This window comes from Kribbella monticola, assembly GCF_003261635.1.
Lineage (GTDB): Bacteria > Actinomycetota > Actinomycetes > Propionibacteriales > Kribbellaceae > Kribbella > Kribbella monticola.
Genome location: NZ_QFXK01000009.1, coordinates 517,258 through 532,999, shown reverse-complemented (window position 1 = coordinate 532,999; position 15,742 = coordinate 517,258). Strand labels below are relative to the sequence as shown.

The window sequence follows — 15,742 nt, the reverse complement described above, 5'->3', positions numbered from 1 at the left end:
CCGCCGCATTAGGTGGTGCCGTGCGCCTGGAATCCAACCAACCGCACGGCACCGTGCTGGAACTACGCGCGCCCCTCCACACCGACCCCAGCTGACAGCTGCGGGTCCGGGCCGCCGGTGCGATGGTCGCGGTGGAAGGTGCCGAAGGGCCCGACCGGTCGGGACCCATGCCTGCTGTGCTGCGGCCCCGGCTCGTCCAGGCTGGGAATGCGGCAGTGGTTGCCGCCTGAGCAGTCGTGGAGGCCCCGTCATGTCCGAAGACCAGCTGTCGATGGAACAGATCGACGTACTGCTCAGTGCCGCCGTCGCCGCACCCAGCATGCACAACACCCAGCCGTGGCGGTTCGAAGTCGACGGCAACGTGATCGATGTCTACCTCGACGGCTCACGCGCGCTGCCCGCCGAAGACCCGGCCGGCCGCGCGATGCGCATCGCCGCCGGCGCGGCCACCTACAACCTGCGCTGCGCAGCCGCGTCGATGGGCTACAACAGCTGGTTCGGCCTGGTGCCGGATCCGGCTGAACCCGACCTGGTCGCCCGCATCGTCATCGAACCCACCGACAACCCCGCCCGGATTCTGCAAGACCTCTACGCCCAGATCCCCCGCCGGCACACCAGCCGCGAGCCCGTCCGCCCAGTGCAGCTGACCACCGATACCCGGCTCGCCCTGACCCGGGCAGCCATGGACGAAGGCGCCGAACTCACCTGGCTGCCCCCGGGCAAAATCCACGAAGTACTCGACCTGCTGATCGACACCGACCTCCGCGAGATCGGCGACTGGCACCGCCGCGACGAGCGCTCCCACTGGATCGGCGGCGACCGCGCCGACGACGGCATCCCCAGCTCGGTCCTCGGTCCACGCGCAACCACCTACCCCTCGCCGGTCCGCGACATGGCCACCCGGCCCGCTGATCGGGTCCGCCCCACCGCCACCTTCGAAACCGAACCCGCGCTGGCGATCCTGTCCACCACCGGCGACACGCGGACGGATCAACTCACCGCCGGCCTCGCGCTCCAGCGCACGTTACTGGTCGCCACCCGGGAAGGTCTGAAGGCCGCCTTCCTGAACCAGCCGCTGGAGTTCGACGACCTCCGACGGACGGTCCAGCGCATCACCGGCAAACCCGGGTACGCCCATATGGTCATCCGCCTCGGCCACAGCACCGTCCACGGCAACACGCCCCGGCGGCCCGTCTCCACCTTCATCCACACCGGCGCGGGGCAGTCCTCGTGAGCAGGAGACGCACCTGGCTACGCGGATGACGAATACGTTTGCGGTGTTTCCGGGTACTGGAGGCGCGAGAGGAGAGAGCATGCGTACCGCACTGGTCGACGACCGGACGTTCGCGGCTCAGCCGACCGCCGTACGACGCGCGGTGCTGCGTCCGGACGAGGTGGCCGACTGGATCTCACTGACACTTCGTGACATCGCCGAGTCGCTGCGCCGGCGCCGGATCGTGCCCACCGGCTTTCCGTTCAGCCGCCGGCATACGACCGCCGGCGGACTGCTCGTCGTCGAGGCCGGTTTTCCGCTCGCGCTCCCGATCGTCACCGACGGTGCGATCCAGGCCTCCGAGTTGCCGGCGGGGCCGGCCGCGGTCACGACCCACACCGGGCCGTACGACAAGATCAGCGGTTCGTACGACGTGATCGGCGGCTGGTTGCGTCAACACGATGCCCGGCCGACCGGGGATGCCTGGGAGATCTACCACTCCCCGCCCATCGGCTCCCCCGACGACTGGCACCCGGAGATCGTCCAGCCCTTCCTGCCCGTCAACTGAGACCTTGCAGACCGGCGGACCGATGCCCGCCCGGTCTGCCGGTTCGACCGCTCACCCGACTGGTTCGACCGCTCACCCGACTCGACGGGACCCGCGGGCCGGCGGACTGGTGTGCTCTGCCGGAGCGGGAACCGGAGTTGAGGCTTGGGTGGCATCGGTTCCATCGTGCTCGGCATCGAAGAGATTGCCGACGGGGTCGACCGTGCCGGCACTGCGGGCGTGCTTCGCGAACCGTCGCCGGGCCGCTACCCACCAGATCGTCGAGATCACCAGCAGCGCGGGCATCAAGACCAGCATCGCGTCCACCGCCAGGCTGTTCAGCGTGTTCATCCTGTCTTCCCCCAAGGAAATCGCCGGCGACCGCCGGACAACTTCACCGTTCCACCCGTGGTTGCATCTGACGCAGTGCCAGAGGTCCCTCCACAGCCGCCGGAAGCCCTAACCCACGTGCACTGCTGACGCGTCCTGCAGCTCGGCCTCTTGCAGGTCGGCGCCGACTGTCATCGGCTCGATCCTGACGGGCAGGTGGACGCCGAGGTGGTCGATGTCGCGGACCTCCCGGTACACGATCGCCCGGTCGCTGAACAGTGAACCCCAGCAGCGTTTCACCGCCGCCAGCACGGCACGCTGTCCGCTCACGCCGACGAAGATCTCGTGTGGTCCGGTGAGGAACTCGTCGAGCTGGTCGTCCGCGACGACGCCACCGATGACCAGCTCGGTTCCGGGTCCGCCCAGACACCCACAGGCCTCCTCGAGCGCTGCCGCGATCCCGGCCGGCATCTGCGCATCGAAGTACGCGGTGCGGATCACGGCGCTCACGGCCACCAGATCGGCACCTTCGCGCAGACGCCGGAGCTGGGTCGCGATCAGCGGCCGGAGCCGAGCGGTCCGGACGAACTCGTGGTACGCCGCCTCGGTGGTCACGAGTCCGGGCTGCTCATCGGCCCGGACCACGAACGCATTCTCACTCATGACGCTTTCCTTCCGCAGTTCAGCGACCGGGCGACGAGCTCGGCCGAGTCGGCCTTGCACCTCGCATTCCAGTCGCAGCCTGCGCTGCGGGTCAGGGCCGAAAGTCCTCTCCGGCCGCGAGATGGGCCTGACCAGCGGTCGGTGCGGGTCACGCTGGTCGATCGGCCCGCCGAGCCGGGGCCCTTCGCCTCTGCCGCATCGGCCGTATCAGGCGTGTGCTGGTGATCGAGCGGTACTACGACGTTGGGAGTGGAGATGTCCAGGAAGGTACTGGTGGCCTACGCCAGCAAGATGGGCGCAACCGCGGGGATCGCCGAGGCTGTCGGCGCGGAACTCGAGCGCGGCGGACATCAGGTCGACGTCCGCGAGGTCGGCAAGGTCGGCTCAATCGAGCAGTACGACGTGGTCGTCCTCGGCAGCGCGCTCTACATGCGGCGCTGGCGGCCGGAAGCCGTGCGGTTCCTCCGCAAGCACAGCGATGAGCTCCGTGAGCGGCAGGTCTGGTTGTTCCACAGCGGCCCGGTCGGAGCGGACCGCGATCAGCCGCAGAAGATGCCGGCCAACGTCGAGCGTCTTGCCCACCGGATCGGTGCCACATCCGCGATGACCTTCGGCGGACGGCTGGAACCGGCAACAGCCAAGGGATTCCTGGCCGAGCGGATGGCCCGCTCCGACCTGGCCGGCGACTCCCGCGACTGGGAGACGATCCAGGCCTGGGCATCCGACCTCAACGCCGCCATCCACGCCGCCGAAGCAGCCCCCTGGAACCGCCACCTCAGCTGACGGTTGTTGCCATCGGCATACGCCCGTGGACATCGCTCAGTGCAAGGAGGACGCTGGGGTTGTCACTGCTCGCGTCCCAACCAAGTCGCTCGGTTCCGCAGCATCTGAGAGGTGCATCATGGTCGTCTTCCTGATCGTTCTCCTCGTCCTCTGGCTCATCCTGACCATCGTCGGCTTCGCGATCAAAGGCCTGGTCTGGCTGGCGATCATCGGCATCGTGCTGTTCCTCGGTACCAGCGCCATCGGCTTCGTCCGCCGCAAGGCCTCCAGCCGCTGACCTCCAACCAACCGCCCTGGCTCGAAGGCGTTGTAGCGCGACGGTGACTGCGGATTTCGCCCGCTGGGTCAGCTGATGATGTGCTGACATATCGGGAGGTGCTCGTGATAGTGCTCACAGACGGTGACTCAAACTACCCTGAGTGGCCGCCTTCACCTTAATGTGATCTCCCGTGCCTACCGCCCAGACACCTTCCGCCCTGACCGATATCGTTCCCGCTCTGCCCGGCGATCGCCTCACCCTGGCAGACTTTTCGGGCCTCGCGACCACCGTCGCCGGCTACCTCTACGTGAAGCTCGTGCTCGACCAGGAGACCGCGACGGTGCACCTGATCGATGGCGCCGACCGGATGCTGCATGTCCAGTACGTCGGCGAGCGCATCCTCGGAATGACGCGGGCCGAACTGGCCCGCAACCTGGACGCGTTCAACGACTCCGTCTACCGCGCCGACGACCGGCGCTTCCTGCTCGGAACGCTCGCCCTGCACGACCGGCCGGAGTACGGCGGTCAGTTCTTCTCGCTGGAAACGGTCGAGGTCGACACCATGGGCCCCGACCTGCTGACCTCGTTCTACCGCACGGTCCGCGCCCTGGTCGACGACACGATCCCGGTGTTGCTCAAGCCCGCAAACCATTTGCAGGAAAGCTTTCTGGCCGCCGTACCGACCGACGACTTGCCCCGCATCCTGGCGCACGAGCTGTACTCGACCGCGCCGTACGTGCCGCTCAACCCTGGGACGACGATCGGCCGGCTGCGGCTCTTCAACTCCGAGGCCGACTACCGGTCCAGCACGGATCCCGTGCGCTGGCACGACATTCTGGTGATGGAGCGGATGCCCGACGACATCCCGCGAGTCTCCGGACTCGTCAACGCCCGGCACACCACGCCGCTCTCGCACACCAACGTGCTCGCGGCCGGCTGGGGAATCCCGAACGCGATCCAGCAGGGCGCACTCGAAGCCTTCGCCGACCTCGATGGCACCTGGGTCGAGCTGACCGTCGACCAGGCCGCTCCGGAGCTCGCTGTACGGCCGGTGTCGCGACCGGATGCGATCGATGCCGGCCCGCCGTGGGCCACCACGCAGATCGACATCGGCAAGCCGGACCTCGCCCTGGCCCAGATCCTTCCGCTGGAGAAGTTGCGCGCCACCGACGCGCACCGGTTCGGCACCAAGGCGGCGAACCTCGGCGAGCTGTCCGCCGTACTGCGGGACGGATCGCCTTACTGGCTTGGTTTCTACGAAGCGCCACGACCGCCGCGACCACATCTCCTCGAGTACCTCGCCCGGCACCTGAAGGTGACCGGCACCGATGCCGGCGAGTTGTCGCACGCGGCGCATCGGATGGTCAAAGACCACGTCGTCGTACCGCGCGGGATCGCGCTGCCGTTCGCGTTGCAACAGCAGTTCCTGGAGTCGTCGCCGGCCATCCAGCAGACCATCGGCAAACTGAAGATGGCCCTGGCGCTCGGCGGTGAGATCGACACCCTGTGCGCCGAACTGGGCGACCTGATCCGCGACACCCCGTTGCCCGACGACCTGCGCACGCTGATCGAGGACGCCGTACTGCGGTACCTCACCGGCGCCGGCCGAGTCGTCGTCCGGAGTTCGTCGAACGCCGAGGACCTGATCGGCTTCTCCGCCGCGGGGATCTACGAGTCGGTGCCCGACGTGGAGTCGATCGAGGACGTGATCGACGCGATCCAGCGGGTCTGGGCATCGCTCGTCACCACGCGCGGCGTCCTGCTGCGCGACGAGGCCGGTATCGGCCTGGCCGAGTGCTTCATGGGTGTCGTCATCCAGCAGCAACTCGACGGCGCCCTGGGTGGCGTCATGGTCACCACGAACCCGCTCGACCGGTCCGACTTCCGTTCCGTGCTGCTGAACCTCGCCCGGAACTCGGTCGACGACGTGGTGTCCGGCGCCCGGGATCCGCTGCAGCACCTCTACAACACGATGGAGGGCGGCAGCCGCACGGTGGCGCTCGGCGCCGAGGCGCACGATGTCGACGACCAGGCGAAGGCCACCCTCGGCAAGCTGGCGTTGATCGGACGGTTGCTGCAGGCCCATTTCGCCGGTGCCGACGGACCGGTCGACGCTCCGGTGGATGTCGAGTGGCTGGTCGACGGTGATCGGATCGTGCTGCTGCAGTGCCGTCCGTACCAGCTCGCCGCATGACGGGAACCGATGCAAAGCGGGTCATCCGCCGCTACAACGCCTTCCAGCTGTTCGCAGGACTGCTGTGGTGGTTGCCGGTCTTCTATGTTTTCCAGCGATCCGCGGGATTGTCGGACCGGGAGATCTTCTCCATCCAGAGCATCTTCTACCTGGCGTTCTGCCTGCTCGACATCCCGACCGGGATGATCGCGGACCGGTTCGACTACCGGCGTTGCCTGCAGGGCGGCGCGATCATCCTCGTCCTGGCCAACTTGATCCCGGTCTGGCAGCCGACGTTCGTGGGCTTCCTGGCGCAGTTCCTGCTGATCGCGTTGGCACACTCGCTGTTCTCGGGCGCGGGGAGCGCCTACCTGTACGAGTATTTGCAGCGCACCGGCAACGAGACGTCGTACCAGGGCGCCGAGGGATCGGCACGGGCCTGGACCCTGATCGGGCGGATCGCGTGTCTGCCCGCAGCTGGCTTCCTGACCGCCTGGTGGGGACCGTCGGCGTACGTGCTGTCTGCGGTGACGTGTGGGATCGCGGCCGTGATCGCGCTGGGCTTCCCTGCTCTGCCTGGGGCCGAGTCGCACAAGGTCGAACCGGTCCTGCCTGCGCTCGCCGGTGCTTTGCGGTCGCTGGCCTCGTCGAAGCGACTGATGTTGCTGATGGCACAGGGCATCGCCGTGTTCACGCTGGTCCGGATCGGGCAGGCCAACCTGTTCCAGCCGATCCTGGAATCGAAGCATCTGCCGCTGCACTGGTTCGGCGTACTGATGGCCGCGACGACTGTGTTCGAAGTGGCCGGTGCCGCGCGGTCCGCCGTACTGGCGCGCTTCGGGCAGGTCCGTGTCGTGCTGGTGCTGACCGTGTTGATGGCCGTCGCGCTGGCCTCCGTCATCCTGCTGGGGTTGGCCGGAACGATGGTCTGCCTTGCTGTGTTCTCGCTCGCGTCCGGGCTCGCGTTCCCGGTGCAGCGCAAACTGGTCAACCAGGCGATCACCGAGCCTGCCCGGCGCGCGACGCTACTGTCCGTCGAGTCCCTGGCCGACCGGGCCGTCTGCGCGCTCGTCGTCTTCGTGATGGGCGGCTTCCTCGCCCGCGGCGCGATGCCGGCCTTCCTCGTCGTGCTGGCCGCCACCGTGACGGTGTCGATGGTCGCCCTCGCCGTACTTGTCAATCGAAGCCGCGACCGCGCGGCCACCAAGGAGAACGTCGCGTGAAGAAGATCCTGTACGTCTACGTCAAGGGCGGTGCGCCGCTCGAGACCGCGTTCCCCCGCATCGCAGCCTGCGGCGAACTGCACGTGCTTGCGCTGTCCCCGCTCCCCGAAGCAGGCAAGGAGATCTGGGAACCCTGCTGTACGAACATCACCGTGCACCCGGGCGGTCTGACACCGGGTGAACCAGTGGTCGAGGCGATCGTCGAGCATGCGCGCGAGATCGGTGCGGACGCGTTGTTCACGCTGTCGGAGTTCGCCGTACTGGCCGTGGCCAACGCTGCCGACCGGCTCGGACTGGCCGGTGCCGGTCCGGGGATCCGGGTGGCGCGGGACAAGCGGCTGATGCGGCAGGCCTGGCAGGCCGCGGGTGTGCCGATCCCCCGCTTCCGCCGGGTGGACTCGGCTGCCGATCTGCGGGCAGCCCTGTCCGCCTTGACGCCGCCGCTGCTGCTCAAGCCTGCCTGGGGTGCGGGTTCGGTCGCTCAGTTGGTACTGACCTCGCAGGACCAGGTCGCCGACGCCTGGGCGGAGATCGAGCAGGCGCTCGAGCGCGGCGGCCAGGTCGGGATGAACGAGCTGTACGAGCAGAACACGGACGCCGACCGGCTGGTCGAAGAGATCATGGACGGCACGACCGAGGGCTGGTACGCCGAGCCCGGGTACGGCGACTACCTGAGCGTCGAAGGTATCGTTGCCAAGGGCAATTACCATCCGCTGGCGATCACCGCCAAGCTGCCCACGGTGCCGCCGTACATCGAGGTCGCCAGTACGTCGCCCTGTGTGCTGCCCGAGGAACTGCAGCGGCGGATCGAGGAGGTCTCCCGGCGGGCGGTCGACGCCCTCGGCCTGGACACCTGCGGCACGCACACGGAACTCAAGTTGCGCGCCGACGGCGAACTGGTGGTGATCGAGGTCGGCGCCCGCTTCGGCGGTCTGCTGACCACCCGGCAGGTCGAGGTCGTCTTCGGCCTGGACCCGATCGGCATGCTGATCCGCGAACAACTCGGCGAACCCGTCGACTACCCGCCGGCGATGCTGACCGAAGGCGGCCGGGCCGCCGCTTCGGTGGCCGTGGTGCCTGCGGATGCCGAGGGCAGTCCCTGGAAGACGCAGCCGCTGTGGCATCCCGAGCAGGTCGACTGGTCGACCCTGCTCTCCCCCGGCAGCACCGTCGAACCCGTGCCCGCCTTCATGCTCCCGGCCGGCACCCGCGTACCCGAGTTCGACCCGTCCGGTGGTTCCCGCAACTGGCTAGGCGTCTTTCTGCTGACCGCTGACGACGCCCCTACCCTGCTGCGCGATTGCCGTTCCGTCCTCGACGGCCTGGAAGGTGCTCTCGCCGGGACCGCCTAGGCGTCGAACGGCACCAGCACACGCCATACGGGCAGGTACGCCGGGCGGTCGGGCACGCCGGTGAGATAGCCGGTCATCCCCGACTGGTCGGCGGCGGCGATCTCGGCCGGCGTCTCGCCTTCGTAGAACGACCGGCACGGACCCGCCAGCTCTCGCCCGCGCTCGAAAAGCGCGGGCGAGGGCTTGGACTCCGCCGTACTGCGTGGCGTCAGCACCCGGTCGCCGAACCAGCCCCACGGGAAGGGCTCCGCCTCGACCCAGGCCGCGTCGACATACGCCTTGGTCGCGGCGGCCCGCTCGGCGTCGGTGGCACCCCACTCAGGCGGCACATTCGTGATCAACCCGACGGGCACCCCCACCGCCCGAAGCAACCGCAGATGCTCCAGCGCACCACGCATATAGCTCATCTGCTTAGGCACCGAGGTATCCACCAACGTGTTCCCCAGGTCGAACCACACCACCGAACACACCGGCCGGTGCCCACTCGAGGCCGCCGCCTGCCCCGCAGGAACCAGCAACCCACCCACCGCACACAGCACCAGAACCAGCCGGCCAACGACTCTCACCATGCCTCCCCCACGGGCCCGAGCGTCCCGCCACCCCCCGATCCCAACCCAATTCCCCTCCACCCGCACCCCCACCCCGCGTTTCGCGCCCCCCTCCGCCGATACGGTCCACCCCGTGCCGAAGCAAATCTTGATGACCGGCCCCGCGTGGGTTCACTACGGGCAGATCTACGTCGGGAGCCCGGAACGACAACCACAGCTGCCCGAAAGCTTTGGTGGACAGCAGAACGGGCTGTGCGGTGCGGCGGTCCCCGGCACCTTGATTCTGATCACCGGGCTGCACACCGGCACGGTCGGTTTCGCGGTCGAGCTGTACGACGAGGAGCCGCTTGTCGACGACGAGTGGGAAGAGATCGTCGAGGCGTCGTACCGGCCGCTCGAGGGAGTCGCGCTCACCGGCTGGGGTGGCGAGGGACGTTGGCCATTGGCGTTGGCCGAGATCGACTACCGCGTCAGGTACTGCGGTTGGGGTATGGACACAGGCCACCAAACCCCACCGCAGCTGGATGAAGAGCCGCTGGTCGACCGGTACCTCCTGCAGTTCTGGCCGGCGCTTCCGGAGCCCGATCGGATCATCAAACAGACCAGCGCGCAGGCTGCGTACTGGCATCACGAACGGCGTAAGACTCCCCCGCCGCCAACTCCGGAGCAGCGTGCGGAACGGGAACGAGAGCGGGAACGGCAACAGGCTGAAGACCGGCTTGCGGAGGAACTCCGTGGCTGGGGTGGCAGGCCCCCGAGTGACCGATTGCGAGAGATCTGGAAGGCATACCACCTGGCGCTGGACCACCGGGATCTACTGGATGCCCTCGAAGCCGCTTCGCCGGACAAGCAACGGGCGATGGTCAGGTGGATGACCCGGCGCACTTGTCATGAGGCCGGGCTCGACCGGTATGAGTGGGTGACCGCCGCCCTCGACAGGATCGAGCGCGGAGACGATCCACGGGGTGCGCTCCAGATCCCTGCCGAGGCGTTCGGCCCAGGAGCTTCCGACGGCCCGCACGCGTTCTTTGTGGCGGGTTGGAGCGACAACCTCGAGCTACCGGCGAAGGTGATGACGATCTTTTCCCCTCTCCGCGAGGACGACCCGTTGCGCGCCACGATCGACGCGCTCTGGGTCGCCCGGGATGTCTTCGGCCCGAACCGGACCGAAGCGTTCGTCGGGGAGCTGCGGCAGGCCTTTCTCCCGCTCGGGTGATGGATGGGATCAGGCGGCGGTGGGGAGGGGGGTTAGTTTGGTTCGGAGGGTGGTGAGGATTTGGCGGAGGACGCGGGAGACCTGCATCTGGCTGATGCCGATCTCGCGGCCGATCTCGGTCTGGGTCCAGCCTTCGACGAAGCGGAGGTGCAGGATCTCGCGGTCGCGCTGGCTGAGCTCGGCCAGCACGGGGCGGAGCATGTCGACGGCTTCCAACTGGTCGACGGCCTGGTCCGGGGCGTCGGGGATGACATCGCCCAGTTTCAGGCGGTCGTCGTTCGGCAGGGCGCGGTCCAGCGACAGGGTGTTGAAGCAGCCGCGGGCCGCCCGCGCCTGGTCGATCTCCTCGGCCTCGACGCCGAGGTGCTCGGCGAGGTCGGCGACCGTGGGCTCGCGGTTCAGCTCCTGCTGCAGCATCGGCGTCTTGACGATCAGGGCTCCCTGCAGCTCCTGCAGCCGGCGCGGGATCCGGACCGTCCAGGCGCAGTCGCGGAAGTAGCGCTTCACCTCACCCCGGATGGTCGGTACGGCGTATCCGATGAACGGGGTGTCCGCGGACAACCGGTACTGGCGCGCGGCCTTCATCAGGCCGACACACGCGACCTGGACGAGATCCTCGCTTTCGGCGCCCCGGCCGTCGAAGCGGTGCGCGATCGCCTTGGCGATCTCGAGGTTGAGTTCGACGATCTGTTCCAGCAGCGCCTGGCGTTCGTTCTCGTCGGTCGTTCGTTCGCGCTGCTCGAAAAGCCTGCTGGTGGCAGCTTCCCGCTCGGTTCGTTCCCGGGCCGACGAACAGCGAGCCGGGGTTGACTGGGTGGTACTGGTGGCCATCATGACCTCGCGACGGTGAGTCACCGCGCGGCCACCTTCTGGACCGCGGTCAGATCCCTTCTCCGCACCGGTATCCCGTTCCGCGACATTCCATGCGCTCCGAACGAAACCGGTTGGTGCTCGGCCGCACGCGCTGATGTGCTCAACACGTGCGGCCTAGGTGACAGCCGTGCCCGCGGGCTCGATGGTCACTTGACCCCTCGGTGCCCCTTACGTTCGGTATTCACACCCCTTGCACAACTATCGATTGCTCGGGACGTCGGCAACGATCTCCTCTGCGATCCGGCGCAGCTTGACGTTGCGGTGCTGCGAAAGCCGAGTGAGGAAGGCGAACGCGCGCTGGTCGTTGAGCTTGTACCGCTCCATCACGACGCCGACCGCCTGACCGATCGCTCCCCGGGTCCGGACCGCCTCCTTGAGCTCGCGGATCTCGTGGGCGTAGTTGATCGCCACCGCCGACTGGTGGGCGAACAGTGGGCCGAGCAGGTCCAGGTCGGCGAAGGCACCCGGCGTGTCGGAGTACAGGTTGAGCGCGCCACGCGACGCCGGCCCGTCGTACAGCCGCAGCCCCGCCTGTGCCCGTACGCCGGCTTCCCGGGCCACCTGGGCATAGCGCGGGAAGCGCTCGTCGGTCTCGATGTGCGGGCAGGTGACGTGCACGGAGTCGACCGCGGCGGCGTAGCAGGGTCCCTCGCGGAACGCGTACTGCGCCCTGTCCAGCACCCACAGCTTCTCATCGGTCGGTGCGGCCGTCTCCAGGCTGCCGTCGGCATGCAGGATCGTGATGCTGCACGCCTCGACTTCGGGCAGTACTTCGACGGCGGCCGCGGTGATCTGGGCGAGCGTGTGGTCCAGGTCCCCCGGTTTCAGCGCCAACGCCAGCCGCCGCGCCGTCTCCACAACAGTTTCGGACTCCATCTGACCTGTGTACCCCGCCCGCGGAGCAGCGAATCAATCGCTGACGCCCCGGCTCAACAAGACGGCGGCGATGAAGCTGCGGTAGAGAGTGAGCGGGTCGTCACCGCGGATGACGACGACCTTCTCGTCCACGCGTTCTACGCCTCGCAGCGCGCAACTCAGCTCGGCGAACGCGCGCTTGTGGAACCGGACGGTGAGCTCGGCAGGCAGGGTGATACTCGGCGGTTCGAACGAGCTCAGCCGCTCGAGAGCCCGCTGCGCGCCGTCCCTGATCAACTCCCGCGCCGTCTCGGGATGCAAAGACAGGGCGGCATTGTGCGAGATCGACTCCTTCACGACCACGCCTTCGATCCCCGGGCAGAACGGCAGCGCCTCGTCGATGGTCACCTGATCGCCGGAGATGAGCACCACCGGTACGCCGTGGGCAAGCGCGGCCAGCGCGTTGATGCCGGCCTCCCCGGTGATCGCGCCGTTGAGGCGGACCTCAGCGATCGCTCGCGGGTTGTAGGTGTGGTGCAGCACCGAAGACGTCGAGTCCGCCGACCCGTGGTACGAAACGAACAGCACCGCGTCGAAGGAGTCGTCGAGACCCTCCATCATGTACAGCGGTTTGTGCCGTCCCGACAGGTAACCTGCCCGGCCATGTAGCTGGTCCGGCCGGAGGTTCTGCATGGTCGAGTGCGAGTCGTTGACCAGGAACTCGGTCGCCCCGGCCGCGAGCGCACCGTCGATCGCAGCGTTGACCTCCGCCTGCAACTGCCCCCGGTAGTACTCGTACTCCGCCCCGGGTCCACGGCATTGCTCCCAGTCGACGACCCCGGCCGTCCCCTCCATGTCAGTCGACAGAAAGACCTTCACGACCACCTCCAGCTACGTCCTGCCCCGAGGCGGAGGCTACCGCGCGGACAAGCCACGTTGCTCCAGCCGGTGAGGTGGGTTCTCCGCCGGTGACAGGAAGTTGTCAGCAGGGGGCGCGGTGGGTCCGGGCGCGCTAGGGTCGGCAGCCATGTCGACTCCTAAGCCGTTCGCCGGGCATCAGGGTGCGGTGCGGGCGATCGCCGTGTTCCCCGACGGCAGCAGGATCGTGACCGGAGGCGACGACGCGAAGATCCGGCTCTGGGATCTGCGGACCGGCCTGCTACTGGCCGAGCACGCCGAACATCGCGTGCACAAGGACCAGGTTCTCGCGCTCGCGGTGACCGAGAACGAGCGGGTCATCTCCTGTGGCCACACTGTCACCGTCGACTGGGACGTCGCCGGCAACGTCACCATCACGACACCGCACGCCACTGCCGTCGCCGACATCGCGATCTCGGCCCGCGGCGACGCGATCGCCGCGGTCGACATCGCCGGCAACGTGGTGCAGCCGGCCGACAGCAGTGGCTGGCCGAGTGAGCACGGCCGGATCGACAACCTCGCCGTCACCACCAACGGCCAGCTGATCACCTCCGGCATCGAGCCGCTCGTGCGGATCACCGACCGGAGCGGGAACGAGCTGGGCAGGCTGGACGGCCGCACCCGCAGCGATGTCGCGGTGGCGGCATCAGCCGAAGGCGAGCGGATCGTCTACGTCACTCACGGCCGTCCGCACTACTGGAACCGCCTGCCGGCGAGCCGTCCGATCCCTCTGACCGGCTGCGAGGACGCGGTCACCGTCGCCGTCACACCGGACGACCGGCAGGTGATCGCCGGTGGCTTCGGTGGCGGCCTCTGGGCGTGGGATCCGGACGCGCCGACCGAGCCGATCGCGATGCAGGCAGACGACAGCCCGATCCGGTCCCTCGCCGTCACGCCGGACTGCCGGCAGCTCGTCAGCGGCGCCGAGAACGGCGCAATCCGGATCTGGGACCTGACCACCGGCGCGGAGGTGTCCCCCGGCCGGACGCCGAGGCCGCAGGCCGGGCTGACCAGCGACCAGGAGAGCGCGCTGGACCTGCTCGACTTCGCCGAGGATGTCGACAGCCTGGCCGCGCTGATCACCGATCGCGAGACCGATCCCCCGCTGGCGATCGCGCTGCTCGGCCGCTGGGGTTCGGGCAAGTCGAGCTTCCTGCGCCAGCTCCAGGACAGCGTCGCCCGGCTGACCGAGCAGGGCCGGCAGAACCCGGCTCGCAGTGTGTTCACCACCGCGGTCCGCCAGGTGCGATTCGACGCCTGGCACTACAACGACGACCAGCTCTGGGTGGGTCTGGTCGAGCACCTCTTCGCCGGTCTCGCCGACCCGGCCCCGGCGAACGTCGACGACGTCCGCGCCGAGCGCGACGCCGTACGGCACAGGTTGCGTGATCTCGAGGCGCTGGCCGATCCGAAAACGCCGGCCATCCGGCGTACGGGGGCACGTCTTCGGTTGTGGTCGGCGGGTCTCAAGCCCTGGCGCTGGCGGATCGCGCTCGCGGGCACGACCGCCGTACTGCTCGGCGTGGTGACCTGGCTGACCTGGCGAAGCTCCGGCAACAACCTGCTGGCATGGGTTCTCGGCGCTCTCACAGCGGTGTCCGCCTCCCCGATCGTGGACCGGCTGATCGCGACGTGGCGGGCGGTTCGTGGACTGGCCGGGCGACGAACCGTTCAGCTCGACCAGTCGGTCCGGGCCACCCGGATGCGGCTCGCGAACCTGGACGCCGCCGAACGGCTCGCACTCGCGATCGAGGACGCCCGCGCCGGCGGCTACGACCAGTACCGCGGGGTGCTCGGTCATGTGCACGCCGATCTGCGCCGGCTGAGTGACAGCGCGCAGCAGGCGTTCGGCGAGTGGAGCCGGGCCGGATCATCAGGTTCGCCGCCACTCGAACGGGTGATCCTCTACATCGACGACCTCGACCGTTGCTCACCACGCAAGGTCGTCGACGTGCTCGCCGCCGTACACCTCCTGCTGGCGTTGCCACTCTTCGTCGTGGTGGTCGCCGTCGACCCACGATGGCTTCGGCGTTGCCTCGAGCAGTACCACACCGAACTGTTCGGCGGCCCGGACAGCACGGGCACCTCGCCGCTCGACTACCTCGACAAGATCTTCCAGGTCGTCTTCGCACTTCGCCCGATGGGCAGCGAGGCCGACCGGTTCGTCGCCGCCCTGGTGCCGACCGACCTCACTCCCGCGCAGGCACGCAACCCCGGCCCCGGTACGCCGAAGCCCGGTGCCCCAGCGTCCGCCGGTACGACGGCAACCGGCAAACCGCAAGTCTCGACGCGGCCCGCTCGACAGGCAGCCAATCCGCAACCGCACCAGTTGCGGCTTCGCGAGGAGGAACTGCAGTTCGTCCAGCGCCTTCGCCCGTTGCTGGAAACCCCCCGCGCACTGAAGCGGTTCGTGAACCTCTACCGTCTGGTGCGATCGGCCGTCGCCGAGAAGGACCTGGACGACTTCATCGGAGTCGACGCGACCGGTCCTTATCAAGCAGTCCTTGTCCTGCTGGCGATCCTCGTCTCCGCGCCCGAGGACTGCCGCACCCTGACGACTGCCCTGCGCGAAACGGCCCGGCAAGGAACTGTCACCGGGCTCTTCGAGGAACTCGAACGGACGTCGGCGCCCGGCGGTGTCTGGACACGCCTGCGATCGGTCCTGCGCGCGGGTGACCCTGTTCACGATAATCTGGCGACTTATCGCCGCTGGGCGGGTACGGTCACTCGATTCAGCTTCGAGACCTGGGATCTGACCGAGCCACGCTGACGACCTGGGGAGGCCAAGC

General features: G+C 68.3%; 15 protein-coding genes. 9 read left to right on the top strand and 6 right to left on the bottom strand.

Features of this window, described 5'->3' with window-relative positions:
- The first annotated feature begins 250 nt into the window (after nt 1–250).
- Entirely contained in the window at nt 251–1,234 is a 984-nt protein-coding gene (locus tag DIZ26_RS06060) for an Acg family FMN-binding oxidoreductase (protein ID WP_112238536.1), read from the top strand.
- Between the two features lie 79 nt (nt 1,235–1,313).
- Entirely contained in the window at nt 1,314–1,781 is a 468-nt protein-coding gene (locus DIZ26_RS06055; RefSeq protein ID WP_157979601.1) for a GyrI-like domain-containing protein, read from the top strand.
- A gap of 72 nt (nt 1,782–1,853) precedes the next feature.
- Here the strand turns inward: DIZ26_RS06055 and DIZ26_RS06050 are convergent, their stop codons facing one another.
- Nucleotides 1,854–2,111 carry a hypothetical protein gene (locus tag DIZ26_RS06050; protein ID WP_112238532.1) on the bottom strand — a complete coding sequence of 86 codons (258 nt, stop codon included), beginning with the start codon at nt 2,109–2,111 and terminating at the stop codon, nt 1,854–1,856.
- 108 nt (nt 2,112–2,219) lie between these two features.
- A complete protein-coding gene (locus DIZ26_RS06045; RefSeq protein WP_112238530.1) occupies nt 2,220–2,753 on the bottom strand; it encodes a PEP/pyruvate-binding domain-containing protein in 534 nt (177 codons plus the stop codon).
- Between the two features lie 255 nt (nt 2,754–3,008).
- Here DIZ26_RS06045 and DIZ26_RS06040 point away from each other — a divergent pair, with 255 nt between their 5' ends.
- The 5 genes from DIZ26_RS06040 to DIZ26_RS06025 all read left to right on the top strand — a co-directional run bounded on the left by DIZ26_RS06040 (nt 3,009) and on the right by DIZ26_RS06025 (nt 8,543).
- Nucleotides 3,009–3,536 (top strand): flavodoxin domain-containing protein, encoded by a 528-nt coding sequence (locus DIZ26_RS06040; RefSeq protein WP_112238528.1) that lies wholly within the window; start codon nt 3,009–3,011, stop codon nt 3,534–3,536.
- 118 nt (nt 3,537–3,654) lie between these two features.
- Entirely contained in the window at nt 3,655–3,813 is a 159-nt protein-coding gene (locus tag DIZ26_RS37785; RefSeq protein ID WP_198675918.1) for a hypothetical protein, read from the top strand.
- Between the two features lie 172 nt (nt 3,814–3,985).
- Nucleotides 3,986–5,989, top strand: a complete 2,004-nt coding sequence (locus DIZ26_RS06035; RefSeq protein ID WP_112238526.1) for a PEP/pyruvate-binding domain-containing protein — start codon at nt 3,986–3,988, stop codon at nt 5,987–5,989.
- Complete coding sequence (locus tag DIZ26_RS06030) at nt 5,986–7,191, top strand: MFS transporter (RefSeq protein ID WP_112238524.1); 1,206 nt, start codon at nt 5,986–5,988, stop codon at nt 7,189–7,191. The genes DIZ26_RS06035 and DIZ26_RS06030 overlap by 4 nt, the downstream gene beginning before the upstream one ends.
- Nucleotides 7,188–8,543, top strand: a complete 1,356-nt coding sequence (locus DIZ26_RS06025; protein ID WP_112238522.1) for an ATP-grasp domain-containing protein — start codon at nt 7,188–7,190, stop codon at nt 8,541–8,543. The genes DIZ26_RS06030 and DIZ26_RS06025 overlap by 4 nt, the downstream gene beginning before the upstream one ends.
- Here the strand turns inward: DIZ26_RS06025 and DIZ26_RS06020 are convergent.
- The gene (locus DIZ26_RS06020; RefSeq protein ID WP_112238520.1) at nt 8,540–9,112 is read right to left on the bottom strand and encodes an HAD family hydrolase; all 573 of its coding nucleotides are present in this window, start codon (nt 9,110–9,112) and stop codon (nt 8,540–8,542) included. The two genes, DIZ26_RS06025 and DIZ26_RS06020, sit on opposite strands and share 4 nt — an antisense overlap.
- A gap of 112 nt (nt 9,113–9,224) precedes the next feature.
- On the opposite strand from DIZ26_RS06020, the gene DIZ26_RS06015 reads away from it, so the two are divergent.
- Nucleotides 9,225–10,307, top strand: coding sequence for a hypothetical protein (locus tag DIZ26_RS06015; RefSeq protein ID WP_112238518.1), 1,083 nt, complete (start codon nt 9,225–9,227; stop codon nt 10,305–10,307).
- 9 nt (nt 10,308–10,316) lie between these two features.
- Here the strand turns inward: DIZ26_RS06015 and DIZ26_RS06010 are convergent, their stop codons facing one another.
- The 3 genes from DIZ26_RS06010 to DIZ26_RS06000 form a co-directional block, all read right to left on the bottom strand.
- Nucleotides 10,317–11,162, bottom strand: coding sequence for a SigB/SigF/SigG family RNA polymerase sigma factor (locus DIZ26_RS06010; protein WP_232828161.1), 846 nt, complete (start codon nt 11,160–11,162; stop codon nt 10,317–10,319).
- A gap of 216 nt (nt 11,163–11,378) precedes the next feature.
- The gene (locus DIZ26_RS06005; protein ID WP_112238516.1) at nt 11,379–12,056 is read right to left on the bottom strand and encodes a GAF and ANTAR domain-containing protein; all 678 of its coding nucleotides are present in this window, start codon (nt 12,054–12,056) and stop codon (nt 11,379–11,381) included.
- Nucleotides 12,057–12,089: 33 nt separating this feature from the next.
- On the bottom strand, nt 12,090–12,914 hold the full coding sequence (locus DIZ26_RS06000; RefSeq protein WP_112238634.1) for a M55 family metallopeptidase: 825 nt from the start codon (nt 12,912–12,914) through the stop codon (nt 12,090–12,092).
- A gap of 148 nt (nt 12,915–13,062) precedes the next feature.
- Between DIZ26_RS06000 and DIZ26_RS05995 the strand changes: the two genes are divergently transcribed.
- Entirely contained in the window at nt 13,063–15,723 is a 2,661-nt protein-coding gene (locus DIZ26_RS05995) for a P-loop NTPase fold protein (RefSeq protein WP_112238514.1), read from the top strand.
- Nucleotides 15,724–15,742 lie beyond the last annotated feature (19 nt).